Raw genomic sequence first — 25,195 nt, forward strand, 5'->3', positions numbered from 1 at the left:
GACAGACATGCTTTTCGCCCTTCTCTGCAAGGACAAACCGGGCCATCTGAATGTGCGCATGGAAACACGGCCGACGCATCTTGAGTATCTGAACGGGCTGAACGCCGAGGGCACGCTGAAGATCGCCGGCCCGTTTCTCGATGATGAGGGCAAGGCCTGCGGCAGCCTGATCATCGTCGAAGCGGAGACGAAGGAGGCGGCGCGAGCGCTTGCCGATGCCGATCCTTATGCCAAGGCCGGCTTGTTCCAAAGCGTCGAGGTCAAGGCCTACAACTGGGTCTTCAACAAGCCGGAGGCGTGAGGCATGGCGCACTGGCTTTATAAATCGGAACCTGCCTCCTGGTCCTGGGAGCAGCAGAAGGCGGCCGGCGAAAAGGGCACGGAATGGACCGGCGTTCGCAACTATCTGGCGCGCAACAACATGCGAGCGATGCAGATCGGCGACAAGGGCTTCTTCTACCATTCCAATGATGGGCTGGAGATCGTCGGGATCGTCGAAGTCTCAGCCCTGTCGCAGCCCGATTCCACCGCCAAGGGCGATCCGAAGTGGGATTGCGTCCCGCGCCGTCATGGACATGCCGAAGCCGGTGACGCTGAAGGATGTCAAGGCGAGCGAAAAGCTCGCCAAGATGTCGCTCGTCACCTCCATGCGCCTTTCCGTGCAACCGGTGACGGATGACGAATGGGCCGAAGTCTGCCGTATGGGCGGACTGGACAATCCGCCGCGTTGAAAACCGATCCGGAAGCCTTTATCCGCGCCAATACCAGCGTGATGGCGCCGCCGCATGTGCCGGAGATCTCTCTCCATCTGGCCAGTGAAGCGCATGAACTCTGGCTGAAGACGGAGGAGGAGCTGGAGGCGATCGGCTTGCCGCCGCCCTTCTGGGCTTTTGCCTGGGCGGGCGGCCAGGGACTGGCGCGCTACATCCTCGATCATCCCGAGATGGTGCGCGGCAAGCGCGTGCTGGATTTCGCCAGCGGCTCCGGCCTCGTCGGCATTGCGGCTGCGATGGCGGGCGCCCTTGAGGTGACGGCCGCCGATATCGATCCCTGGACGGAGAGCGCGATCCGGCTGAATGCCGCGGCCAATGGCGTTGCGCTCGGATTTGCCGGCGCCGATCTGATCGGCAAAACCGTCGATGCGGATATCGTGCTTGCCGGCGACGTCTTCTACGACCGCGCTTTTGCCGATGCGCTCATTCCCTGGTTCTCGAGGTTGGCGGAGGAGGGTATGCCGGTGCTGGTCGGCGATCCCGGCCGCAGCTACCTGCCTCGGGATCGGCTGGAATTCTGCGCGGTTTACCAGGTGCCGGTGACGCGGGCGCTTGAAGACAGCGAAATCAAGAAGACGACGGTGTGGCGGTTCGGCTCAAGATCTTAGGGCCGGATGACGCAGACATTGGCCTCGTAGGTGCAGGGGTCGTCCTGGACGGCGACGTCGATGACCTTTGCCTTGGGGGCCAGCGGCTCGGGCCGCGGTGCGGGATAATATCCGTATCCATTGCCGCCGACATAAGTTCCGCCGTCGACCTGATAGGCATAGGAGCCGGCATAGGTGTCGCCGCTGTCGCCACCCGGCGGCTGGGGTGCGGTGATGATCAGGCCGCCGCGAGCGACGCGATTGGTTGCCGCCGATGAAAACTGCTTCAAGAACGGCATCCGCTCTCTGCCGTGCCGGCGGCCATAGCTGTCGTTGAAACGGATGCCGCGATCGCGCCAGCTTGCCCGTTCGCCGAGAAACAATCCGTTGTGAAGGGCGTGGCGATGGGCAAGGAAGCGTTGATCGGGGAAGCGTTGATCGGGAAAGCGACGGTCGGTGAAGCGATGATCAACACGGCGCTCGCCGGCGGTGGCGGGGAGCACGGCAAGCGCGGCGAGCGCAAGCAGGGTGAGTGCGCATAGACTGCGAAACATGGACGCCGGCCTCCGGAATTCCGATCGTTAACAAATCGTTAACGCCAGATTGCGCCAAAAGCGGCAGCTTGTCCATGCAGCTCAGGAGAACGGCCCAATTATTGAGCCGAAAACACCAGTTTCGTTAGCCTGCAAATTTCGTGGTAACCCCAATCGATTAAATTAAGGCAAGACAGCGATTGTGCTTGTCGTCGGCGTTTCCGGTGATTAAACGTCGCAATTGATGCAACGCACACAGAGAAGACGTCATCGTGTGGTTGACTGAGCATGCTCCGAAATCCGGGAGCGCAGAGAAGCCGCCGCGAGGTTCTGATGGCGAACGTGACAAATAACCGGCCCCTGTCGCCGCATTTGCAAATTTACAAACCTATTCCCACCATGATCATGTCTATTGTCCACCGCATTACCGGTGGCGCGCTCTATGTCGGGACGCTGCTCGTCGCCTGGTGGCTGATCGCGGCGGCAAGCGGCCAGGGCTCCTATGACTGGGCCAACTGGGTGCTCGGCAGCCTTCTCGGCAAGCTCGTGCTGCTCGGCTATACCTGGGCGCTGCTGCACCATATGCTCGGCGGCTTCCGCCACTTCATGTGGGACCTCGGCTACGGCTTCGGGAAGGAATTCTCGACCAAGCTCGCCATCGCCAACATCATCGGGTCGCTCTGTCTGACCGTGCTGGTCTGGGTGATCGGCTTCCTCATTCGCTTCTGAAGGTCCTCTCATGGATATGCGCACCCCCCTCGGCAAGGTTCGCGGGCTCGGCTCCGCCAAGGACGGCACGGACCATTTCTGGCGCCAGCGTCTGACGGCCGTCGCCAATGTTCCGCTCATCCTTTTCTTTCTCTTCTTCATGATCGCCTATGCCGGCGCACCCTATGCGGATGTGGTCCGCGCGCTGTCGAACCCGTTCGTTGCCGTGGTCATGGGGCTGATGGTGATTTCAGGCGTCATCCACATGAAGCTCGGCATGCAGGTGATCATCGAGGATTACGTGCACGGCGAATTCGGCAAGATCGCTCTCTTAATGCTGAACACCTTCTTTGCGATCCTGATCGCCGGCCTCTGTCTCTTCGCCATTCTGAAAATCGCATTCGTAGGATAAGCTCGATATGGCACCGACTTCACCCGCCCAGAACGGCAAGGCCTACAAATATGTCGATCATTCCTACGACGTGATCGTCGTCGGCGCCGGCGGCGCCGGTCTGCGCGCCACGCTGGGGATGGCCGAGCAGGGTTTTCGCACGGCCTGCATCACCAAGGTATTCCCGACCCGCTCGCATACGGTTGCGGCGCAGGGCGGCATTGCCGCCTCGCTGCGCAACATGACGCCCGATAGCTGGCAGTGGCATCTCTACGACACGGTCAAGGGCTCCGACTGGCTCGGCGACGTCGACGCCATGCAGTACCTCACCATGGAAGCGCCGAAGGCGGTCTATGAGCTCGAGCATTACGGCGTGCCGTTCTCGCGCAACGAGGAAGGCAAGATCTACCAGCGCCCGTTCGGCGGCCATATGCAGAATTACGGCGAAGGCCCGCCGGTGCAGCGCACCTGCGCCGTTGCCGACCGCACCGGCCACGCCATCCTGCACACGCTTTACGGCCAGTCGCTGCGCCACAACGCCGAATTCTTCATCGAGTATTTCGCGCTCGACCTGATCATGTCGGAAGACGGCAGCCGCTGCACCGGCGTCGTCGCCTGGTGCCTCGACGACGGCACGATCCATCGCTTCGCCGCCAAGATGGTGGTGCTGGCGACCGGCGGCTACGGCCGCGCCTATTTCTCGGCGACCTCTGCTCACACCTGCACCGGCGACGGCGGCGGCATGGTGGCGCGCGCCGGCCTGCCGCTGCAGGACATGGAATTCGTCCAGTTCCACCCGACCGGCATCTACGGTTCGGGCTGTCTGATCACCGAAGGCGCGCGCGGCGAAGGCGGCTACCTGGTCAACTCCGAGGGCGAGCGCTTCATGGAGCGTTACGCGCCGTCGGCCAAGGACCTTGCTTCGCGCGACGTGGTTTCGCGCTGCATGACGCTGGAGATCCGCGAAGGCCGCGGCGTCGGCAAGAACAAGGACCACATCTTCCTGCATCTCGACCATCTTGATCCGGCGGTGCTGCATGAGCGGCTGCCGGGGATTTCCGAGAGCGCCAAGATCTTTGCCGGCGTCGATGTCACGCGCGAGCCGATCCCTGTTCTGCCGACCGTTCACTACAATATGGGCGGCATTCCGACGAATTATTGGGGCGAAGTGCTGAACGCCGACGGCGCCAATCCGGAACGGATCATCCCAGGCCTGATGGCCGTGGGTGAAGCCGGCTGCGCCTCGGTGCACGGCGCCAACCGCCTCGGCTCCAACTCGCTGATCGACCTCGTGGTCTTCGGCCGGGCCGCTGCGATCCGCGCCGGCGAAGTCATCGACCGCGCAGCGCCGATCCCGCATCTGAATGTCTCGGCCTGCGACAAGATCATGGACCGCTTCGACGGCCTGCGTCACGCCAGTGGCGGCACGCCGACGGCGGAACTGCGCGAGAAGATGCAGCGCGCCATGCAGGAAGACGCGGCCGTCTTCCGCACGCAGGAATCGCTGGAATCCGGCTGCCGGCGCATCTCGGCGATCTGGCAGGAAATGCGTGATATCAAGGTGACCGACCGCTCGATGATCTGGAACTCGGATCTTGTGGAGACGCTGGAACTGCAGAACCTGATGGCCAACGCCATCACGACGATCTACGGCGCCGAGGCCCGCAAGGAGAGCCGCGGTTCGCATGCCCGCGAGGACTATACCGAGGGCGCATTCGCCGGCCGCGACGACGTCAACTGGCGCAAGCATACGCTTGCCTGGGTCAGCGAGGCAGGCGACGTCAAACTCGATTACAGGCCCGTTCACACCGACCTCATCGCGGAAGGCATCGATCCGCACAAGATCGAGCCCAAGGCTCGCGTGTACTGATCTCAAGAGGAACCGGATATGGTTGAACTCGCTCTCCCCAAGAATTCTCAGATGCGCGAAGGCAAGGTCTGGCCGAAGCCGGCCGGTGCCAAGAATACCCGCGAATTCCGCGTCTACCGCTGGAGCCCGGATGACGGGCAGAACCCGTCGATCGATACCTTCTACATCGATGTCGACGATTGCGGCCCGATGGTGCTCGACGGCCTGCTCTATATCAAGAACAAGATCGACCCGACGCTGACGCTGCGCCGGTCCTGTCGCGAGGGCATCTGCGGTTCCTGCGCGATGAATATCGACGGCACGAACACGCTTGCCTGCACCAAGGGTCTCGACGATATCACCGGCGCAGTGAAGATCTATCCGCTGCCGCATTTGCCCGTCGTCAAGGATCTGGTGCCGGATCTCACCAACTTCTACGCCCAGCATCGTTCGATCGAGCCCTGGCTGAAGACGGTGTCGCCGGCGCCCGCCAAGGAATGGAAGCAGAGCCATGAGGACCGGCAGAAGCTCGACGGCCTCTATGAATGCATCCTCTGCGCCTGCTGCTCGACCTCCTGTCCGAGCTACTGGTGGAACGGCGACCGCTATCTCGGTCCGGCCGTCCTGCTGCAGGCCTATCGCTGGCTGATCGACTCCAGAGACGAGGCGACCGGCGAACGTCTCGACAATCTCGAGGATCCGTTCCGCCTGTATCGCTGCCACACGATCATGAATTGCGCGCAGACCTGCCCGAAGGGCCTCAACCCGGCCAAGGCAATCGCCGAAATCAAGAAGATGATGGTCGAACGCCGGGTCTGATTGGCGTGCAGGCCGATGTCTGAAGAGACGGCTTCGATTGAGAAGCCGTTTCGCAGGTAAGGTCGCGCGTCGCGTCGGTGCTGGTGCGACGCGGCGGCGCGCGTTGAAGCGGTATTCTCAGACATTGCGGGAATTCGACCGGGATCCGGATAGAGATCAGCACGCCCAACACCTTGCTGACAAATTCTATGTGCAGGAAGTTTTGCAGCGGGACAGTTGAACTGTATCGTTTTTCGGTTAGTTGTTGTCACGGGCAATTTATGCCGTCCGACTTGATTAACCAAAGCGAGTTACGATAATCGGACTTGTCTCACGCCCGTTTCTCTGCGGCGCTAGCCGAAATCAGGAGTATGATGATGCAGTTGCGATATGCGATGACAGGTCTGGTGGTGGCTCTCGCTCTAGCCGGTTGTCAGCGTACGGCATATGATTACAACTCCAGCCCGAATGCCGGGCCGGCGCCGTTGACGGCACAGCCGGTTCCTTCGGTTCAGGGTGGGCAGCTTCCGCCCGTCAACAACTCGCAGTTCCCCGCGGCGCCGGCATCGACGGCACCGATGCCGGGCGCGCAGTCCGGCGCCATGGCCGCGAATGCGCTCGATGTCACCAAGGAATCGATGGTCGGAAGCTGGCGCGTCAATGGCAGCTGCGACATGTTCCTGACGCTCACCAATCTCGGCAGCGGCTCGCGCGGCGGCACACGTGGCTGCGTCGGCGAGCTGACGGCGATGGGCTCCTGGGAGGTTGCCGGCAAGCAGGTGCTGCTCAAGGACCGCTCGGGCAATCAGCTCGGCAGCGTCTACAAGACGGCCGACAACCGCTTCGAGGGCCAGACCAGCACGGGCCAGCAGATCAGCCTCAGCCGGTAACAAGTACCGGCGCGGTAAAAGTGCCGGCGCGGTAACGATCCGGCGGGCCCCGCCGATGACTGACAGGCGGATATGCCCTCATGCAGCCAATGCCCGATTATGCGCTCAGCGTCTGCGAACAGCTTAAATCGCTGACGCTTTCCGGTGCGCTGCAGGTCGATGCCGCCCAGATGGATGTGGCCAAAAGCCTGGATCGGGTGCTGGCCGGGCTGAAGCAGCAACGGCCGGCGGCAAAATCGAGCGCGCTTGGCTGGCTGTTTGCCGCCAAGAAGAAATCCGCCGCTGGCATCAAGGGACTTTATATCCACGGCAGCGTCGGACGCGGCAAGACCATGCTGATGGACATGTTCTTCTCGATGGCGCCGTGCAAAAAGAAGCGGCGGGCGCATTTCCACGAATTCATGGCGGATGTGCATAACCGCATCGCAGCGCACCGGCTGAAGCTCAAGAACGGCGAGACGAAGCAGGCCGATCCGATGCCGCCGGTTGCCGCCGCCCTCTACGAGGAAGCGGAACTGCTTTGCTTCGACGAATTCACGGTCACCGATATCGCCGATGCGATGATCCTGTCGCGGCTGTTCTCCGAGCTTTTCGCGCGCGGATGCGTGCTGGTCGCGACCTCGAATGTCGAGCCCGACAATCTCTACCCGGATGGCCTGAACCGCGGCCTCTTCCTGCCCTTCGTCGCCCTTCTCAAGCAGCATGTCGACGTCGTCACTCTGGATTCGCCGACCGATTACCGGATGGAGAAGCTGAGCAGCCAGCCGGTCTATCTGGTGCCGATCAACGACCATAACGACATGGCGATGGATGCGTCCTGGACGCAGGCGCTGCACGGGCGCAAGGCGCAGCCGCTGGATATTCCGATGAAGGGGCGCCATATCCACGTGCCGCTCGCCGTCGAGCGCATGGCGCGATTTTCCTTCAGCGATCTTTGCGACAGGCCGCTCGGGGCGGTCGACTTCCTGGCGATCGCCGAGCGCTTCGATACGGTCTTCCTCGATCACGTTCCTTTGCTCGGGCCGGAAAAACGGAACCAGATCAAACGCTTCATCATTATGGTCGATACGTTCTACGATCATGCCGTGCGGCTTTACATTTCCGCGGCGGCGATGCCGGAGGAACTTTTGCTGCACCGCCGGGGCACCGAGGGGTTTGAATTCGACCGCACGGCATCCCGGCTGTTTGAAATGCGCAGTGCCGAATATCTTGCGCTGCACCATGAGAAGCGGGCCGCCGAGTAACAATTCGGTGACAGAATATCTTACGTTTACGTAAGAATTTTTGTATCTAAACGATTGAAAATGCTGCATCAAAATTAATGGATTGCCATTTTTAGGCTTTCGGTCTATGCGATTGCGTCATTGGGCGGTGCCTCGACGCGTCGTTCACCGAATTTGATCGCAAAGGAAACAGCGAAATGGCGCGTAACAAGATCGCACTCATTGGTTCTGGCATGATTGGTGGCACGCTGGCGCACCTCGCCGGCCTGAAGGAACTGGGCGACATCGTCCTCTTCGACATTGCGGACGGCATTCCCCAGGGCAAGGGTCTCGATATCTCGCAGTCCTCGCCGGTCGAAGGCTTCGACGTCAACCTGACGGGCGCCAGTGACTATTCCGCGATCGAAGGCGCTGACGTCTGCATCGTCACCGCCGGCGTTGCCCGCAAGCCCGGCATGAGCCGCGACGATCTTCTCGGCATCAACCTCAAGGTCATGGAGCAGGTCGGCGCCGGCATCAAGAAATATGCCCCGAACGCTTTCGTGATCTGCATCACCAACCCGCTCGACGCTATGGTCTGGGCGCTGCAGAAGTTTTCCGGCCTTCCGGCCAACAAGGTCGTCGGCATGGCCGGCGTTCTCGACTCCTCGCGCTTCCGTCTTTTCCTCGCCAAGGAATTCAACGTCTCCGTCCAGGACGTCACCGCCTTCGTGCTCGGGGGCCACGGCGACACGATGGTGCCGCTCGCCCGCTACTCGACGGTCGGCGGCATTCCGCTCACCGACCTCGTCACCATGGGTTGGGTCACCAAGGAACGCCTCGAAGAGATCATCCAGCGCACGCGTGACGGCGGCGCCGAAATCGTCGGTCTGCTGAAGACCGGCTCGGCCTATTACGCGCCGGCCGCCTCGGCGATCGAGATGGCTGAATCCTACCTCAAGGACAAGAAGCGCGTTCTGCCCTGCGCGGCTCACCTGAGCGGCCAGTACGGCGTCAAGGACATGTATGTCGGCGTTCCCACCGTCATCGGCGCCGGCGGCGTCGAGCGCATCATCGAGATCGATCTCAACAAGACCGAGAAGGAAGCCTTCGACAAGTCCGTCGGCGCCGTCGCCGGTCTCTGCGAAGCCTGCATCAATATCGCGCCTGCCCTCAAGTAAATGGCGCTGAACTAATCCAAACAGGGATAGACCCATGAACATTCATGAATATCAAGCCAAGGCTCTGCTGAAGGGCTATGGCGCGCCGGTTGCCGAGGGTGTGGCTATTCTCAAGGTCGAAGAAGCCGCGGCTGCCGCCAAATCGCTTCCAGGCCCGCTTTACGTGGTCAAGAGCCAGATCCATGCCGGCGGCCGCGGCAAGGGCAAGTTCAAGGAACTGTCGCCGGAGGCCAAGGGCGGCGTGCGTCTCGCCAAGTCGATCGACGAAGTGGTCGCCCATGCCAAGGAAATGCTCGGAAATACGCTGGTGACGGCGCAGACCGGCGACGCCGGCAAGCAGGTCAACCGCCTCTACATCGAAGATGGCGCCGACATCGCGCGCGAGCTCTATTGCTCGATCCTTGTCGACCGTTCGGTCGGCCGCGTGGCTTTCGTGGTTTCCACAGAAGGCGGCATGGACATCGAGGCTGTCGCCCATGACACGCCGGAGAAGATCCAGACGATCGCCATCGATCCGGAAGCCGGCGTGACGGCTGCCGACGTGGCTGCGATCTCCAAGGCTCTGCAGCTCGACGGTGCGGCCGCCGAAGATGCGAAGTCGCTCTTCCCGGCGCTCTACAAGGCCTTCAACGAGAAGGACATGGCGCTGCTCGAGGTCAATCCGCTGATCGTCATGAAGGATGGTCACCTGCGGGTTCTCGACGCCAAGATGTCCTTCGACGGCAATGCGCTCTTCCGTCACGACGACGTCAAGACGCTGCGCGACGAAACCGAAGAAGACGCCAAGGAAATCGAGGCCTCGAAGTGGGACCTCGCCTATGTCGCGCTCGACGGCAATATCGGCTGCATGGTCAACGGCGCCGGCCTTGCCATGGCGACGATGGATATCATCAAGCTCTACGGCAAGGAGCCGGCTAACTTCTGCGACGTCGGCGGCGGCGCCGGCAAGGAGAAGGTTGCTGCGGCTTTCAAGATCATCACCGCGGACCCCAAGGTCGAAGGCATTCTCGTCAACATCTTCGGCGGCATCATGAAGTGCGATGTCATCGCCGAGGGCGTCATTGCCGCGGTCAAGGAAGTCGGTCTCAAGGTTCCGCTCGTCGTGCGCCTTGAAGGCACCAATGTCGAACTCGGCAAGAAGATCCTGAACGAGTCGGGTCTGGCGATCACGGCGGCTGACGACTTGGACGATGCGGCCAAGAAGATCGTCGCGGCGATCAACGGCTAATTTTGAAGGATCTGAAAGAATGTCTATTCTCGTCAATAAAGACACCAAGATCCTCGTTCAGGGTCTGACCGGCAAGACCGGCACGTTCCACACCGAACAGGCGCTCGCCTACTACGGCACGCAGATGGTCGGCGGTATCCACCCGAAGAAGGGCGGCGAAACCTGGTCCGGCGCCAAGGGCGAAAGCCTGCCAATCTTCGCAACCGTTGCCGAGGGCAAGGAAAAGACCGGCGCCGACGCGACCGTCATCTATGTTCCGCCGGCCGGTGCTGCCGATGCGATCATCGAGGCGATCGACGCCGAGATCCCGTTCATCACCTGCATCACCGAGGGCATCCCGGTCATGGACATGGTGCGCGTCAAGGCTCGCCTCGACCGCTCCAAGTCGCGGCTGCTCGGCCCCAACTGCCCGGGCATCCTGACGCCGGAAGAATGCAAGATCGGCATCATGCCGGGCTCGATCTTCCGCAAGGGTTCGGTCGGCATCGTGTCCCGCTCGGGCACGCTGACCTATGAAGCCGTGTTTCAGACCTCCAATGAAGGCCTCGGCCAGACGACGGCCGTCGGTATCGGCGGCGACCCGGTCAAGGGCACCGAGTTCATCGACGTGCTGGAAATGTTCCTGGCCGATGAAGCCACGACCTCCATCATCATGATCGGCGAAATCGGCGGCTCGGCTGAGGAAGACGCTGCGCAGTTCCTCAAGGACGAGGCCAAGAAGGGCCGCAAGAAGCCGATGGCCGGCTTCATCGCCGGCCGCACCGCACCGAAGGGCCGCACCATGGGCCATGCCGGCGCTGTGGTTTCCGGCGGCAAGGGCGATGCGGAATCGAAGATCGCGGCGATGGAGTCGGCAGGCATCAAGGTGTCGCCGTCTCCGGCCCGCCTCGGCAAGACGCTGGTTGAAGTCCTCAAGGGCTAAACCAACTTAATACCCGGGCGGAGGAACGGCATCTCAGCCTTCCGCCCGGTCTGACGGCACGAGACATGCAGATGCGCCGCGGACAGGCGGCAATCGGAATGCGGCAGCCGGCGATCGCGCCGGCAAAATCATCAAAGTCAGGAGGCGGACGGAAGCGTCCGCATATCACCATGGCACGGCAAGAAGCCAACGAGCAGTTTCAGATCACCTCGTTTCTGGATGGCGCCAACGCTGCCTATATCGAGCAGCTTCATGCGCGGTACGAAGAGGACCCGGCATCGGTCGACGATCAGTGGCGGACCTTCTTCAAGGCGCTGGAGGAAGATCCCAGCGATGTGAAGAGGGCGGCCAAGGGGGCTTCCTGGCGCAGGAAGAACTGGCCGCTGGTCGCCGGCGGCGATCTGGTGTCGGCTCTCGATGGTGATTGGGGCATCGTCGAGAAGGTCATCGAAACCAAGGTCAAGGCCAAGGCAAAAGCGCAGGGCAAGCCCGCCGACGGCGCCGACGTGCTGCAGGCGACGCGCGATTCCGTCCGCGCCATCATGATGATCCGCGCCTACCGCATGCGCGGCCACCTGCATGCCAAGCTCGACCCGCTCGGCATTGCCGCTTCCGTCGACGACTATCGCGAGCTGTCTCCGGAGAATTACGGCTTCACATCAGCCGATTACGATCGCAGGATCTTCATCGACAACGTGCTCGGTCTGGAATACGCGACCATCCGCGAGATGATCGATATCCTCGAGCGCACCTACTGCTCGACGCTCGGCGTCGAATTCATGCATATCTCCAATCCGGAAGAGAAAGCCTGGATCCAGGAGCGCATCGAAGGCCCGGACAAGGGTGTGGCCTTCTCGGCCGAAGGAAAGAAAGCGATCCTTGCCAAGCTGGTCGAAGCCGAAGGCTACGAGCAGTTCCTCGACGTCAAGTTCAAGGGCACCAAGCGCTTCGGCCTCGACGGCGGCGAGTCGCTGATCCCGGCTTTGGAGCAGATCCTCAAGCGCGGCGGCCACCTCGGCCTCAAGGAAGCCGTCTTCGGCATGGCCCATCGCGGCCGCCTCAACGTGCTGTCCCAGGTCATGGGCAAGCCGCACCGGGCGATTTTCCACGAGTTCAAGGGCGGCTCTTACGCACCCGACGAAGTCGAAGGTTCGGGCGACGTCAAGTACCATCTCGGCGCCTCTTCCGACCGCGAATTCGACGGCAACAAGGTGCATGTGTCGCTGACCGCAAACCCCTCGCATCTGGAAATCGTCGACCCTGTCGTCATGGGCAAGGTCCGCGCCAAGCAGGACATGAATGCTACCGTCTGGGACGGCGACATCATTCCGCTGTCCGAACGCGCCAAGGTTCTGCCGCTGCTGATCCATGGCGACGCAGCCTTCGCCGGTCAGGGCGTCATTGCCGAAATCCTCGGCCTTTCCGGCCTGCGCGGCCACCGCGTCGCCGGCACCATGCACGTCATCATCAACAACCAGATCGGTTTCACCACGAACCCGGCCTTCTCGCGTTCGTCGCCTTATCCGTCCGACGTCGCCAAGATGATCGAGGCGCCGATCTTCCACGTCAACGGCGACGATCCGGAAGCGGTGGTCTATGCGGCCAAGGTCGCGACCGAATTCCGCATGAAGTTCCATAAGCCCGTCGTGGTCGACCTGTTCTGCTACCGCCGCTACGGCCACAATGAAGGCGATGAACCGTCCTTCACGCAGCCGAAAATGTACAAGGTGATCCGCGGCCACAAGACCGTGCTGCAGATCTATGCGGCGCGCCTCGTCGCCGAGGGACTGCTGACCGAAGGCGAAGTCGAGAAGATGAAGGCCGACTGGCGCGCTCATCTCGAGCAGGAGTTCGAGGCCGGCCAGCACTATAAGCCTAATAAGGCCGACTGGCTGGACGGCGAGTGGTCGGGCCTGCGCGCGGCCGACAATGCCGACGAGCAGCGCCGCGGCAAGACCGCCGTGCCGATGAAGACGCTGAAGGAGATCGGCCGCAAGCTGTCGGAAATCCCGGCTGGCTTCAATGCGCACCGCACGATCCAGCGCTTCATGGAAAACCGCGCGAATATGATCGCCACCGGCGAGGGCATCGACTGGGCGATGGCCGAAGCGCTCTCCTTCGGCGCGCTTTGCGTCGAAGGCAGCAAGATTCGCCTGTCCGGCCAGGATTGCGAACGCGGCACCTTCTCGCAGCGCCACTCGGTTCTCTACGATCAGGAAACCGAGGAACGCTACATCCCGCTCGCCAATCTTTCGCCGACGCAGGGGCGCTACGAAGTCATCAATTCGATGCTTTCGGAAGAGGCCGTGCTCGGTTTCGAATATGGCTATTCGCTCGCCCGCCCGAATGCGCTGACGCTCTGGGAAGCGCAGTTCGGCGATTTCGCCAACGGCGCGCAGGTGGTCTTCGACCAGTTCATCTCGTCGGGCGAACGCAAGTGGCTGCGCATGTCGGGCCTCGTCTGCCTGCTGCCGCATGGCTATGAGGGACAGGGTCCGGAACACTCTTCGGCCCGCCTCGAGCGTTTCCTCCAGCTTTGCGCCGAGGACAACATGCAGGTCGCCAACGTCACGACGCCGGCGAACTACTTCCACATCCTGCGCCGGCAGCTGAAGCGCGACTTCCGCAAGCCGCTGATCCTGATGACGCCGAAGTCACTGCTGCGCCACAAGCGGGCGGTCTCGACGCTTGCCGAAATGGCCGGCGAATCCGCCTTCCATCGCCTGCTCTGGGACGATGCCGAGGTGATCAAGGACGGCCCGATCAAGCTGCAGAAGGACAACAAGATCCGCCGTGTCGTCATGTGCTCCGGCAAGGTCTATTACGACCTTCTCGAAGAGCGTGAAAAGCGCGGCATCGACGACATCTATCTCCTGCGTGTCGAACAGCTCTATCCGTTCCCGGCAAAGGCGCTGATCAACGAGCTGTCGCGCTTCCGCAATGCCGAGATGGTCTGGTGCCAGGAAGAGCCGAAGAACATGGGCGCATGGTCGTTCATCGATCCCTTCCTCGAATGGGTGCTTGCCCACATCGACGCAAAGTACCAGCGCGTCCGCTACACCGGCCGTCCGGCCGCCGCCTCGCCGGCGACGGGCCTGATGTCCAAGCATCTGTCGCAGCTCGCCGCATTCCTCGAGGATGCACTGGGCGGCTAATACAAGGGGGGCGCAAATGGCTTATTTCTTTCTGAGACTGCTGCCGCCGCGCCCCACTTTCCCGCATGACGGGACCGGAGAGGAAATGGCGGCGATGAAACGCCATGTCGAATACTGGCACCGGCACGCCCTTGCGGGATCGGCGATCGTCGTCGGCCCCGTCTTCGAGGGGGAAGGCGCCTTCGGCATGGCGATCGTCGAAGTCGAGGATCAGGCGGCGGCGCAGGCTCTTGCCGACGGCGACCCGATCATCGCTTCCGGTTTCGGTTTCCGTTTCGATATCCTGCCGATGCCCTCGATCATCTTGCGGCCGCCCGCCGTCTGAAACGCTTAAAACGAACACACACGAAATCAGGATCTGAACAATGGCCACAGAAATCCGCGTTCCAACTCTCGGTGAATCCGTCAGCGAGGCAACCGTCGGCACCTGGTTCAAGAAGGTCGGCGACGCCATCAAGGCCGACGAGCCGATTCTCGAGCTTGAAACCGACAAGGTGACCATCGAAGTTCCGGCACCCGCTTCCGGCACGCTTTCGGAAATCGTTGTCGCCGCCGGCGAGACCGTCGGCCTCGGCGCGTTGCTCGGCCAGATCGCCGAAGGTGCCGTCGCTGCTGCCGCACCGGCTGCTGCCGCACCGGCCGCCGCGCCTGCCCAGCCCGCCGCTGCTGCACCCGCTCAGCCGGCGCCGGTTGCCGCTGCTGCCGCATCGTCGTCGAGCGCTTCCGTCTCCACCATGCCGCCGGCACCGGCGGCTTCGAAGATGCTTGCCGAAAGCAACCTTTCGGCCGATCAGGTCGACGGCAGCGGCAAGCGCGGCCAGGTGCTGAAGGGTGATGTCATTGCTGCCGTCGCCAAGGGCATTTCCGCTCCGGCTGCAGCCCCCGCCGCCGCTCCTGCCGCTGCGCGCGGCCCGTCGACGGTCGAGGATGCCTCGCGCGAAGAGCGCGTGAAGATGACGCGCCTGCGCCAGACGATCGCCAAGCGCCTCAAGGACGCGCAGAACACCGCCGCGATGCTTACCACCTATAATGAGGTGGACATGAAGGCGGTCATGGATCTGCGCAACAAGTACAAGGACATTTTCGAGAAGAAACACGGCGTCAAGCTCGGCTTCATGGGCTTCTTCACGAAAGCCGTCACGCATGCGCTGAAGGAACTGCCGGCGGTCAATGCCGAGATCGACGGCACCGACGTCATCTACAAGAACTACTGCCATGTCGGCATGGCCGTCGGCACCGACAAGGGTCTCGTCGTTCCCGTCATCCGCGATGCCGACCAGATGTCGATCGCCGAAGTCGAGAAGGAACTCGGCCGTCTTGCCAAGGCCGCCCGTGACGGCTCGCTCTCGATGGCCGACATGCAGGGCGGCACCTTCACCATCACCAATGGCGGCGTCTACGGCTCGCTGATGTCGTCGCCGATCCTCAACGCGCCGCAGTCCGGCATTCTCGGCATGCACAAGATCCAGGAGCGGCCGGTGGCGATCGGCGGTCAGGTGGTCATCCGTCCGATGATGTATCTGGCGCTGTCCTACGATCACCGTATCGTTGACGGCAAGGAAGCGGTCACCTTCCTCGTGCGCGTCAAGGAGAGCCTGGAAGATCCGGAACGTCTGGTTCTCGATCTCTAAGGGAGCGCTTTCGATGCGGAACCGGATCATGCGAGCGGCGCGCCTTCTTCTCTGCGCTGCCGCCGCGCATATTCCGGTCTCGGCAACGGCAGCCGGCTTCGATATCGGCAAGGCAAGCAGCAATTTCGAGCTGGTGGCGCTCAGCGACGCCGAACTCTCCGGACGGTCGATCAACGCGATCCACATGGGCAATGTCGAGCTGACCTCGGGGCGCATCGTCGCGGCCGATCCGCTCGCCCAGCCCGATCGTCCGGCGCTCGCAAGAACGGTTGCGCCGGGCGAATATCCGGTGACGCTCTACCAGGCCTTCGGGCACATCGCTGCCGCGAGCATGCGGTTTGCCGAGGGCAAGCCGGATCATTGGGAGCTTGGCGTCCTGCCCGGCCAGGACGTCGCGACGCTGAAGGACGGCGAGATTTTCGGATATCCGGTCGATGCCGGCCTCGGCTGTTATATGGATGCCGATACGCTTGAGCTGATCGGGGAGCGTGAAGCGCAGGCGCAGGCGCAAAAACCTGACGCCGATGTCAATTATTACGACGATGTGCTGGCCGCGGACCTCGATGCCAACAAGGGCCATTATGCGTTGCACCGGCCGGTCGCCGGCAAGAAGGGCAATGTCGCGGTGTTCTGGAGCGGCTGGGGCGACGGTTTCTATCCGGTTTTCTGGGGGCTCGACAGGGATGGCCGAGCGCTGGTGCTGCTGACGGATTTCAACGTTGTCGAGAATGCCGACGGGCGGAAGGAACCGAAGCTGCAATGAGCGGGAGTGTCGGGATCACGGCGAAGCGGAAAGGCGTGGCTGCAATCGCAGCCGCTGCGTTTTGCGCCGTTCCGGTGTCCTTGCTCGGGGCGGAATGCAAGCAGGAACGGGCCGTCTATGTCGATCGTGATGGCGCCTATGAATTGCGCTTTGCACCGCTGAATTCCGCCTCGGCTGCCGCCAGCAACCAGTTCAAGGTCCATGCCCTCAAGACGCCGGTCGTGATGGAAGGCTATGTCATGCCATCCGAAGATCCGGTGCGCGCCATCGGCATTCTGATGTTCAATTGCCCCGAGGGTGATGCGACGGGCGCCGATCTCGATGCCTGCACGGTCTGGCAGGGCGCGGTCTACGGCGTGGATGCCAAGGGCGAGATGGGCAATCTGCAGCCGGAAGGGGCCGCGGCGGCCGAAAGGCTGGTGCTTCCCGGCCTTGGTCCTGCCATCCGCGAATCCAGCGCCTGGGGCGAGGGCAAGGCTTCCGTGGCGCCATGGGATGTGCTGACATTCAAGGAGTGTGCGACATGAGCGATAGCCCTGTTGTTCTCGTGACCGGTGGAAGCCGGGGCATCGGCGCCGCCGTCTGCCGCCTCGCCGCGCGCCAGGGCTGGCGTGTCGCGGTGAATTACGCGTCCAACCGCAAGGCTGCAGATGCTGTCGTGGCATCGATCGTCGAGCATGGCGGCGAGGCGGTGGCGATCGAGGGTGATGTTGGCAAGACTGCGGATATTGCCGCGATGTTTGCGGCGGTCGACGGCCATTTCGGCCGGCTCGACGGTCTCGTCAACAATGCCGGCATCGTCGACTATCCGCAGCGGGTCGATGAGATGTCGGCAGAGCGGATCGAGCGCATGCTGCGCGTCAATGTCACCGGCTCCATGCTCTGCGCCGCAGAGGCGATACGCCGCATGTCGAGCCGGCACGGTGGTCAGGGCGGGGCGATCGTCAACGTCTCGTCGATGGCGGCGATCCTCGGCGCGGCGACGCAATATGTCGATTATGCCGCCTCGAAGGCGGCGATCGATACGTTCACGGTCGGGCTTTCGCGCGAGCTCGCTGCCGAGGGCATTCGCGTGAATGCGGTTAGGCCCGGCATCATCGAAACCGACCTCCATGCTTCGGGCGGGCTGCCGGACCGGGCGCGGGAAATGGCGCCGTCGGTCCCGATGAAGCGGGCCGGCACGGCCGAGGAAGTGGCGGATGCGATCCTCTATCTTCTTTCCCCTTCGGCTTCCTATATAACCGGCGCGATCCTCAATGTGAGCGGCGGCCGCTAGAAGACAGGGCGAAAAACAGCATGCAGTATATTCTCGAATTTCTCGGCCTGATGGCGGTTTTCTCGATCTTCATCGTCGTGCCGGGCGCCGATTTCGCCGTCATTCTGCGCCAGAGCATCGTGCATGGGCGGCGCGCCGCTGTTATGACCGGGCTCGGCATGGGCTTCTCGCTGCTCTTCCATATCAGCTACACCATCCTCGGCCTCGGCCTGATCGTGTCGAAATCGCTGATGCTGTTTGCGATAATCAAATGGGCGGGTGTCGCCTATCTCGTCTATCTCGGCATCAAGTCGTTCCGCGAGCCGGGCTTCAGGGTGCAGGAGATCGAAGTGACGGCCGAAGATCGCAAGCCGGTCTCGATGCTGAAATGCCTCGGCATGGGTTTCATCACCAATGCGCTGAACCCGAAGCCGGTGCTGTTCTTCCTGTCGCTGTTTTCGACGCTCGTCCATCACGACACGCCGGCGCTGATCCAGTTCTCCTACGGCATCGGCATGGCGACGGCACTGGTCGCCTGGTTTGCCGGCGTCTCCTATTTCTTCACGGTCAAAGCGATCCGTGACCGCTTCATCGCCAGCGGCAAATGGTTCAACCGTATTACCGGAGCAGCACTCGTCGGCTTCGGCTTCCGCCTCGCGCTGTCGCGCGCGGCCGACTAATTGAAAAATCCAAAGGGAAAGAAGCAATGTCTTACGATGTGATCATTATCGGAACCGGCCCGGGCGGCTATGTCTGCGCCGTCAAGGCAGCCCAGCTCGGCCTCAAGGTCGCCGTCGTCGAAAAGCGCGCGACCTATGGCGGCACCTGCCTGAACGTCGGCTGCATTCCGTCGAAGGCGCTGCTGCATGCCTCCGAAATGTTCCATCAGGCCGGCCACGGCATGAGCGCACTCGGCATCGACATTGCGGCGCCGACGCTCAATCTCGGCAATATGATGGCCCACAAGGATGCGACGGTGAAGTCGAATGTCGACGGCGTCGCCTTCCTCTTCAAGAAGAACAAGATCGATGCCTTCCAGGGCAGCGGCAAGATCGTCTCGGCCGGCAAGGTCGCCGTTACCGCCGAAGACGGCACGGTGCAGGAGATCGAAGGCAAGAACATCGTCATCGCCACCGGCTCCGACACCGCCGGCATTCCCGGCGTGCAGGTCGAGATCGATGAAAAGACCATCATCTCGTCCACCGGCGGTATCGCTCTGGAAAAGGTGCCGGAAACGCTGATCGTCGTCGGCGGCGGCGTCATCGGCCTCGAGCTCGGCTCGGTCTGGTCGCGCCTCGGCGCCAAGGTCACGGTCGTCGAATTTCTCGACACCATCCTCGGCGGCATGGACGGCGAAGTCTCCAAGCAGTTCCAGCGCATGCTCGCCAAGCAGGGCATCGATTTCCATCTCGGCGCCAAGGTCACCGGCGTCGAAAAGGGTGACAAGGGCGCCAAGGTCACGTTCGAGCCGGTCAAGGGCGGCGACAAGGTGACGCTCGATGCCGAAGTCGTGCTGATCGCCACCGGCCGCAAGCCCTACACGGCGGGGCTCGGCCTCGAGGAGGCCGGTGTTGCGCTCGACAATCGCGGCCGCGTCGAGATCGACGGTCACTTCAAGACCAATGTCGCCGGCATCTATGCGATCGGCGACGTGGTCAAGGGCCCGATGCTGGCGCACAAGGCGGAAGACGAGGGCGTGGCGCTTGCTGAAATCCTCGCCGGCCAGCATGGCCACGTCAATTATGACGTCATTCCAAGCGTCGTTTATACCCAGCCGGAGATCGCCTCGGTCGGCAAGACCGAGGAAGAGCTGAAGGCGGCGGGTATCGCCTACAAGGTCGGCAAGTTTCCGTTCACCGCGAACGGCCGTGCCCGCGCGATGCTGGCGACCGATGGTTTCGTCAAGATCCTTGCCGACAAGGATACCGACCGGGTGCTCGGCGGCCATATCGTCGGCTTCGGCGCCGGCGAGATGATCCATGAGATCACCGTGCTGATGGAGTTCGGCGGTTCGTCGGAAGATCTCGGCCGCACCTGCCATGCGCATCCGACGATGTCGGAAGCGGTGAAGGAAGCCGCGCTCGCGACCTTCTTCAAGCCGATCCATATGTAATCTTACATATTCGTAACAAAGCATTCAGCCGCTTGCCGCAAGGCAGGCGGCTGTTTTAATTGTGGCGTATCATAAAGCGCGTCGCGTCAAACTTGATTCATGCGACGCGCTTTAGCTCTTTGTTTTGATGCATATCGTTATCCCGGAACCGCTGCACACTTCCGGGCGACATGCATTAGAATTCAGCATGTGACGAAGGTTAGAAAATGCAACAGCCGTCCGCCACGGGTTACAGCCTAAGCCAGCGTTCGCTTCATTGGGCGATCGCGCTGTTGATCTTCTTCAATCTGCTGTTTCCCGACGGCATGAACATCTGGCATCGGCTGATGCGCAGGGGCGAGGTGCCGACGCCGGAGCAGATTGCGTCGGCGAATATCCATGCCTATGTCGGCATCGCCATCCTGCTGCTTGCGATCATACGGCTCGGACTGCGTTTTACCAAAGGCGTGCCGGCCGAGGTGGCGGAGGAGCCGGCGATCTTCCGTCTTGCGGCAAAGCTTGCCCATGCCGGTCTGTACATTCTGATCTTCGCCATGCCGCTTACGGGCATCGCCGCCTACTATTTCGGCATCAATCCCGCCGGGTCGTTCCACGCGGATGTCCTGAAGATCATTCTCTGGGCGCTGATCGCGGCGCATGTTGCGGGCGCGCTCGTCCATCAGTTCTATTGGAAAACCAATGTACTGCGCCGCATGACGCTCGGCTGAGCCTGGTCGTTCAGTTTACAGCGGTGACGGTAAAACCCTGCCGGCGCAGCAGTTCAACCAAACCGTCGTCGCCGGGCAGATGCGCCGCTCCGACGGCGATCATGGTGCGCCCTTTGTCGAGATAGGGCTTTGCCCGTTCAGCCATGACCTTGTTTCGATCCGTTATCACACGGTTTTCGAATGCTTTTGCAGCAGCTTGATCTGTCGAAACGAACTCCATTAATGAGTAGATCATCCCGACGTCGCCGTGATCGTATAAGTCGATCATCGTCTCCGATATGTCATCCATACCATTGGGAAGCGCCAGAAATTCCCGCAGGTTTTGAAGCATGAGATTGTCCGGGACATCCGACATGGCTTCAAGTTGTTCGACCGGCGTTTCCAGGCCGACCAGATCGATGCCATCATTGAGCGCGTCGAGAGCAAGAGACTGGTCCAGTACTTTAAAGCCCTTTGCGCTGCGCCTGACGTCGCAACCGCGTGTCTGCAGCCCCATGTAGATGAACCATGGCCGCATCTTCGCCATCAGGTTCATACTGATTCCCCTTTTCTTCAAACCGGCGGCAACGTCGCTGGTTGCATCGGAGGGCAGGATATGATCGAGCGTCTTGTCGCCTTGAAGCGTCGTCAGTTCGGGATGCTTCAAGATTTCCATCGCAAGTTTTTCTGGCTGCGCGACCTCCGCTAACTCGACGGTCAGAGTGTCGATAGTCTCATAGGCCTCGTAAAATCCTTCCGGCATATCCAAAACACGGGGGTCGTTCACATGCATTGTGCCGAGCAACCAGGAGGGCTCAAGACCTGATTTTTCGATTTTCCAGAAGATCGCTTTGCCGTTCGGTATCGTCTCGGCTCGCTCAACTGCTTTTTTGAAACGAACCGGATCTTCCTTCTGCAACTGGGTGAAAAGGTTCTGGCCCGGGCAGGCCAACTCGTCATCCGCCAAGGCATGCGAAAAGGACAATATCGTCAACACCGCCGCCATGATGAGCAATGCGCCGTTTCCGAATGTGGAAAGACCTGTCGAGGCTGCTCTCGAGGTGAAAGCCATATTGTGGCTGAGCATTGAAAACTCTCTTGGCGAAAGGGTCATAAATGCCGCCATGTGACGTATGCAAACTGAGGTTGTCAATCTCGACAAGGCCAACGATCGGGTTTGGACCTGAAGCATGTCGCGCAAAAGTGTTCGGCGGTTTTGCTGCAACGACATGCGTAAACAAAGAGCTGAAGCGCAAGGAGCGAATCTGAAAGATCGCGGCGCGCTCTAGTTCACCGCGGTGACGGTAAAACCTTGCTGGCGCAGCAGTTCGATGACGCCGGCCTTGCCGGGCAGGTGCAGGGCGCCGACTGCCATGAAGACGTTGCCGCCGTCGAGAATGGGGGCGGCGCGCTCGGCCATCACCTTGTTGCGGTCGAGGATGACGCGCTGTTCGAAGGCGGCGTAGTCGCTGTCTTCGCCTTCCGTCTGCGGCGTCACGGTCTTCAGCATCGGCATGGTCAGGCCGATATCGCCGGAGAGATAGAGGTCGGTCATAGTCTCGACGACATCGCTCATCTTGTCGCCGAGTTCCAGCGTCTCGATCAGCGATTTCAGATGGAATTCGATCGGCAGGTCGGCCATGGCCTGGATCTGTTCGGCAAGGGTTTCCAGCCCCTTGACCTGCTTGCCCTGAGCAACGGCGTCGGTGGCGATCTTCTGGTCGAGGAACTGCACGCCTTTGGCCTTGCGGGCGATCTCGCAGGCCGGCAGGGCGACGGCGCTCGAGATCATCCAGGGCCGCATGCGGGAGACGGCACCGAGCGGGATGCCGCGCTGTTTCAGGCCGGCTTCGAGGCGCTTGTAATCCTCGGGGGAAAGCAGCTTGTCGATCGTCGTGCCGTCGGTGAACATCGTCAGCTCCGGCTTTGCGAGCAGGGCGGCGGTCGCCTTCCGCTCATCGAGGATCTCGTCGGATTCGATGATGATCGTATTGGCCGCGTCGTGGGCGGCCTTTGCGCGCGGCGGCAGGGCCAGCACGCGCGGATCGGTGACATGCATGCTGCCAAGCAGCCAAGAAGGCTGAAGTCCTGCTTTTTCGATCTTCCAGAAGATGCCCTTGCCGTTCGGCGTCGCGTCGGCTTCCTTCAGAGCCTCGGCGTAGCGGGCGGGATCGTTCTGCTGCAGCTCGACCATCAGATTGCGGCCGGTGCAGGCGGCGTCTTCGGCCGCCGCCGGCCGTGCCGCCAGGAAGGCCAAAAACAGGGCCGCAAGAAGCAGCATATGAAAGGCCGCAATCAGCCAGAGCAGCAGATTGCCGGATGCTGCGAGAAAAGTCCGGCGGCCGATGGATGTCGTCATGATGATGTTCCGGTCACATGCCTTGTGGTTTCATGCTCTACGCCCGGCTTGCGCATAATCCTTTAAGAGAATGCGTTAACGAAAGCTTAGAGTCTTTCTCGCTCCGGCAGAATGTTCCGATCCGACCGGAAAAGGCTCTACGCGCGCGGATGAGCGCGATCATACACCTCAAGCAGCCGCGACGCATCGACGCCGGTATAGACCTGTGTCGTCGACAGGCTGGCGTGGCCGAGCAGCTCCTGAATGGTGCGCAGATCGCCGCCGCCGGCAAGCAGGTGCGTGGCGAAGGAGTGGCGCAGCGCATGGGGCGTTGCCGTCTCCGGCAGGCCGAAGGCGCTGCGCAGCTTCTGCATGGCGCGCTGGATGATCGCCGCCTGCAGCTTGCCGCCGCGGGCGCCGCGAAACAGCGGCTCGCCGGGCTCGAGATCGTAGGGGCAGAGCGTGCGGTATTTCTCGACCGCATCGAAGACCACGGACAGCAGCGGCACCAGCCGCGTCTTGTTGCCCTTGCCGGTAATGCGCAGCGTTGTGGCGCCCTTCTTCAGGTCTGAGGGAATGAGATCCAGCGCTTCGGAAATGCGCAGGCCGCAGCCGTAGAGGAGCGTCATGACAGCCGCATCGCGGGCGGCGATCCAGGGTTCGTCGTGAAGCTGGGCTTCGTTGCTGACGACGGTGATCGCCTGCGTGTCCGACAGCGGCTTCGGCAGCGATTTCGGCTGTTTCGGCGAGCGGATCGCGCCGGCGCCGGCGGCATTGACCAGGCCCTTCTTTTCCAAGTGGCGCAGCAGCGAACGAAGGCCGGCGAGATTGCGGCCGAGCGAGCGGGCGCCGGAGCCCTGCTTGCGCCGGGCGGCCAGGAAGGCGCGGAAATCGGCGGGACGCAGCTCCCTGATATCGCCAAGCGTCGCCGGGCCGGCGAGATGGCCGGTCAGGAAGGTCAGGAACTGGCGGGTGTCGCGCTCATAGGCATCGAGTGTATGCTCGGAAAGGCGACGCTCGCGGGCGAGATTTTCGAGCCATGCGGCCCGTTCCGCCATCAGGCGCGGATCGGCGATAACAAGCAGTTCGTTCACGTCGCTGGCCTTGAATTTGCCTTCAAGTCCGCCAATTTGAAACAGGAACGGTTATGGAATTGCTAATGCCCGCCAAGCCTTTGTCACCCTTAGATCATATTCCACTGCGATAGCTTATAGCCCATAGACAGGATCTTTCATGGCACGGCGCGACTCCATGACGGCTTTCGGACAGCTCGCGGAAGCGATCGCTCTCGTTTCACAGGGAAAGCCGGGTCATATCGTCGATACGCTGATTGCCGAACGTGGCCAGAGGATCGTGAAAAATCCGCTCTGGCCGGTCATGCGGCCGTTCCTCTACACGCTGCTGCGCTACAACAAGGCGATCGAATTCGCCAATGCCGTCGCCAAGATGCCGGGTTTCCAGTCGTTCGAATATCTGAGCGACGTGCTGAAACTCGATATCGGCATCACCAACGGCGAACGCATTCCCGATGCCGGCGGCTTCATCCTGGTCAGTAACCACCCCACCGGCATCGCCGACGGTGTCGCCGTGTTCGATCTCCTGAAGACGCGCCGGCCGGATATGATGTTCTTCGCCAACCGCGATGCGATCCGCGTCAATCCGCGGTTTGCCGAGATGATCATTCCCGTCGAATGGCGGGAGGAGCACAAGAGCAAGCTCAAGGCGCGTGAAACGCTGCAATTGACCAACCACGCGGTCAGGGAAGGCAAGGCGACCGTGCTCTTCCCCTCAGGCCGCATCGCCTATTGGGCCAACGGCCGGCTGAACGAACGCCCGTGGAAGACCTCGGCCGTCGGGCTGGCGCGCAAATACAATCTGCCGATCCTTCCCGTCCACATGACGGCGCGCAATTCCGGCCTGTTCTACTGGCTGGCGAAGTGGTCGACCGAGCTCCGCGACATGACGGTCTTTCACGAGCTGTTGAACAAGCGCGGCGACCGTTTCGATTTCGTGATCGGCAACCTCATTCCGGCCGAACATCTGGACGGTGATCTCAACGATGTGACCAAGGCGCTGGAGAAACATACGGTGCACGACATGGCGAGGGATGGCGACGCGGCCTTCGTGCCGGTCAGCCTTCCGGCTGCAGCAACGCCTCGCGAGCTTGCCGTTCCTGCGGTCTAAAGGTCTTG

Annotated in this window: 25 protein-coding genes and 1 pseudogene; 22 read left to right on the forward strand and 4 right to left on the reverse strand. The window is 61.8% G+C overall.

Features of this window, described 5'->3' with window-relative positions; translation table 11 throughout:
* Window positions 1-7: 7 nt before the first annotated feature.
* From FHX14_RS04895 to FHX14_RS04905, 3 genes and pseudogenes are all read left to right on the forward strand, one after another.
* Window positions 8-301, forward strand: a complete 294-nt coding sequence (locus FHX14_RS04895) for a YciI-like protein (RefSeq protein ID WP_184376463.1) — start codon at window positions 8-10, stop codon at window positions 299-301.
* Between the two features lie 3 nt (window positions 302-304).
* Window positions 305-731 (forward strand): annotated as a pseudogene (locus FHX14_RS04900) (EVE domain-containing protein).
* Window positions 728-1,381 carry a methyltransferase gene (locus FHX14_RS04905; RefSeq protein ID WP_184376464.1) on the forward strand — a complete coding sequence of 218 codons (654 nt, stop codon included), beginning with the start codon at window positions 728-730 and terminating at the stop codon, window positions 1,379-1,381. The pseudogene FHX14_RS04900 and the gene FHX14_RS04905 overlap by 4 nt, the downstream one beginning before the upstream one ends.
* On the opposite strand, the gene FHX14_RS04910 is transcribed toward FHX14_RS04905, so the two are convergent.
* Window positions 1,378-1,914, reverse strand: coding sequence for a hypothetical protein (locus FHX14_RS04910; protein ID WP_184376465.1), 537 nt, complete (start codon window positions 1,912-1,914; stop codon window positions 1,378-1,380). The two genes, FHX14_RS04905 and FHX14_RS04910, sit on opposite strands and share 4 nt — an antisense overlap.
* Window positions 1,915-2,226: 312 nt before the next feature.
* On the opposite strand from FHX14_RS04910, the gene sdhC reads away from it, so the two are divergent.
* The 18 genes from sdhC to FHX14_RS05000 all read left to right on the forward strand — a co-directional run bounded on the left by sdhC (window position 2,227) and on the right by FHX14_RS05000 (window position 20,686).
* A complete protein-coding gene (gene sdhC / locus FHX14_RS04915; protein ID WP_047616030.1) occupies window positions 2,227-2,622 on the forward strand; it encodes a succinate dehydrogenase, cytochrome b556 subunit in 396 nt (131 codons plus the stop codon).
* A 10-nt stretch (window positions 2,623-2,632) separates the two neighbouring features.
* Window positions 2,633-3,013: a succinate dehydrogenase, hydrophobic membrane anchor protein gene (sdhD, locus tag FHX14_RS04920; RefSeq protein ID WP_003567272.1), complete on the forward strand. Its 381-nt coding sequence runs from the start codon at window positions 2,633-2,635 to the stop codon at window positions 3,011-3,013.
* Between the two features lie 7 nt (window positions 3,014-3,020).
* Window positions 3,021-4,862, forward strand: a complete 1,842-nt coding sequence (sdhA, locus tag FHX14_RS04925; protein WP_184376466.1) for a succinate dehydrogenase flavoprotein subunit — start codon at window positions 3,021-3,023, stop codon at window positions 4,860-4,862.
* Between the two features lie 18 nt (window positions 4,863-4,880).
* Window positions 4,881-5,660, forward strand: a complete 780-nt coding sequence (locus tag FHX14_RS04930) for a succinate dehydrogenase iron-sulfur subunit (protein ID WP_003589808.1) — start codon at window positions 4,881-4,883, stop codon at window positions 5,658-5,660.
* A 356-nt stretch (window positions 5,661-6,016) separates the two neighbouring features.
* Window positions 6,017-6,529 (forward strand): protease inhibitor Inh/omp19 family protein, encoded by a 513-nt coding sequence (locus FHX14_RS04935; RefSeq protein ID WP_012559213.1) that lies wholly within the window; start codon window positions 6,017-6,019, stop codon window positions 6,527-6,529.
* 80 nt (window positions 6,530-6,609) lie between these two features.
* Window positions 6,610-7,773: a cell division protein ZapE gene (gene zapE, locus FHX14_RS04940; protein ID WP_184376467.1), complete on the forward strand. Its 1,164-nt coding sequence runs from the start codon at window positions 6,610-6,612 to the stop codon at window positions 7,771-7,773.
* 176 nt (window positions 7,774-7,949) lie between these two features.
* The gene (gene mdh / locus FHX14_RS04945; RefSeq protein ID WP_003543522.1) at window positions 7,950-8,912 is read left to right on the forward strand and encodes a malate dehydrogenase; all 963 of its coding nucleotides are present in this window, start codon (window positions 7,950-7,952) and stop codon (window positions 8,910-8,912) included.
* A 34-nt stretch (window positions 8,913-8,946) separates the two neighbouring features.
* Window positions 8,947-10,140 (forward strand): ADP-forming succinate--CoA ligase subunit beta, encoded by a 1,194-nt coding sequence (gene sucC, locus FHX14_RS04950; RefSeq protein WP_184376468.1) that lies wholly within the window; start codon window positions 8,947-8,949, stop codon window positions 10,138-10,140.
* A 19-nt stretch (window positions 10,141-10,159) separates the two neighbouring features.
* Window positions 10,160-11,062, forward strand: a complete 903-nt coding sequence (gene sucD / locus FHX14_RS04955; RefSeq protein ID WP_012559209.1) for a succinate--CoA ligase subunit alpha — start codon at window positions 10,160-10,162, stop codon at window positions 11,060-11,062.
* A gap of 170 nt (window positions 11,063-11,232) precedes the next feature.
* Complete coding sequence (locus tag FHX14_RS04960) at window positions 11,233-14,217, forward strand: 2-oxoglutarate dehydrogenase E1 component (protein WP_184376469.1); 2,985 nt, start codon at window positions 11,233-11,235, stop codon at window positions 14,215-14,217.
* A 16-nt stretch (window positions 14,218-14,233) separates the two neighbouring features.
* Entirely contained in the window at window positions 14,234-14,542 is a 309-nt protein-coding gene (locus FHX14_RS04965; RefSeq protein WP_054182433.1) for a YciI family protein, read from the forward strand.
* Window positions 14,543-14,582: 40 nt separating this feature from the next.
* A complete protein-coding gene (odhB, locus tag FHX14_RS04970; RefSeq protein ID WP_012559208.1) occupies window positions 14,583-15,848 on the forward strand; it encodes a 2-oxoglutarate dehydrogenase complex dihydrolipoyllysine-residue succinyltransferase in 1,266 nt (421 codons plus the stop codon).
* A gap of 13 nt (window positions 15,849-15,861) precedes the next feature.
* Complete coding sequence (locus FHX14_RS04975) at window positions 15,862-16,611, forward strand: DUF4241 domain-containing protein (protein WP_184376470.1); 750 nt, start codon at window positions 15,862-15,864, stop codon at window positions 16,609-16,611.
* A complete protein-coding gene (locus tag FHX14_RS04980; RefSeq protein ID WP_184376471.1) occupies window positions 16,608-17,138 on the forward strand; it encodes a hypothetical protein in 531 nt (176 codons plus the stop codon). The genes FHX14_RS04975 and FHX14_RS04980 overlap by 4 nt, the downstream gene beginning before the upstream one ends.
* Window positions 17,135-17,887, forward strand: a complete 753-nt coding sequence (locus tag FHX14_RS04985) for an SDR family oxidoreductase (protein WP_184376472.1) — start codon at window positions 17,135-17,137, stop codon at window positions 17,885-17,887. The genes FHX14_RS04980 and FHX14_RS04985 overlap by 4 nt, the downstream gene beginning before the upstream one ends.
* Window positions 17,888-17,907: 20 nt before the next feature.
* The gene (locus FHX14_RS04990) at window positions 17,908-18,546 is read left to right on the forward strand and encodes a LysE family transporter (protein ID WP_184376473.1); all 639 of its coding nucleotides are present in this window, start codon (window positions 17,908-17,910) and stop codon (window positions 18,544-18,546) included.
* A gap of 26 nt (window positions 18,547-18,572) precedes the next feature.
* Window positions 18,573-19,979 carry a dihydrolipoyl dehydrogenase gene (lpdA, locus tag FHX14_RS04995; RefSeq protein WP_184376474.1) on the forward strand — a complete coding sequence of 469 codons (1,407 nt, stop codon included), beginning with the start codon at window positions 18,573-18,575 and terminating at the stop codon, window positions 19,977-19,979.
* 206 nt (window positions 19,980-20,185) lie between these two features.
* Entirely contained in the window at window positions 20,186-20,686 is a 501-nt protein-coding gene (locus tag FHX14_RS05000; protein WP_184376475.1) for a cytochrome b, read from the forward strand.
* Window positions 20,687-20,696: 10 nt separating this feature from the next.
* Here the strand turns inward: FHX14_RS05000 and FHX14_RS05005 are convergent, their stop codons facing one another.
* The 3 genes from FHX14_RS05005 to FHX14_RS05015 all read right to left on the reverse strand — a co-directional run bounded on the left by FHX14_RS05005 (window position 20,697) and on the right by FHX14_RS05015 (window position 24,097).
* Window positions 20,697-21,752 carry a TraB/GumN family protein gene (locus FHX14_RS05005; protein WP_184376476.1) on the reverse strand — a complete coding sequence of 352 codons (1,056 nt, stop codon included), beginning with the start codon at window positions 21,750-21,752 and terminating at the stop codon, window positions 20,697-20,699.
* 198 nt (window positions 21,753-21,950) lie between these two features.
* The gene (locus FHX14_RS05010; RefSeq protein ID WP_184376477.1) at window positions 21,951-23,024 is read right to left on the reverse strand and encodes a TraB/GumN family protein; all 1,074 of its coding nucleotides are present in this window, start codon (window positions 23,022-23,024) and stop codon (window positions 21,951-21,953) included.
* Window positions 23,025-23,161: 137 nt separating this feature from the next.
* Complete coding sequence (locus FHX14_RS05015; RefSeq protein WP_184376478.1) at window positions 23,162-24,097, reverse strand: tyrosine recombinase XerC; 936 nt, start codon at window positions 24,095-24,097, stop codon at window positions 23,162-23,164.
* A 139-nt stretch (window positions 24,098-24,236) separates the two neighbouring features.
* Here FHX14_RS05015 and FHX14_RS05020 point away from each other — a divergent pair, with 139 nt between their 5' ends.
* Complete coding sequence (locus tag FHX14_RS05020) at window positions 24,237-25,187, forward strand: GNAT family N-acetyltransferase (RefSeq protein ID WP_184376479.1); 951 nt, start codon at window positions 24,237-24,239, stop codon at window positions 25,185-25,187.
* Window positions 25,188-25,195: the final 8 nt, after the last annotated feature.

The sequence above is a fragment of the Rhizobium sp. BK619 genome, assembly GCF_014195245.1.
In the GTDB taxonomy this organism is placed as follows: Bacteria; Pseudomonadota; Alphaproteobacteria; order Rhizobiales; family Rhizobiaceae; genus Rhizobium; species Rhizobium acidisoli.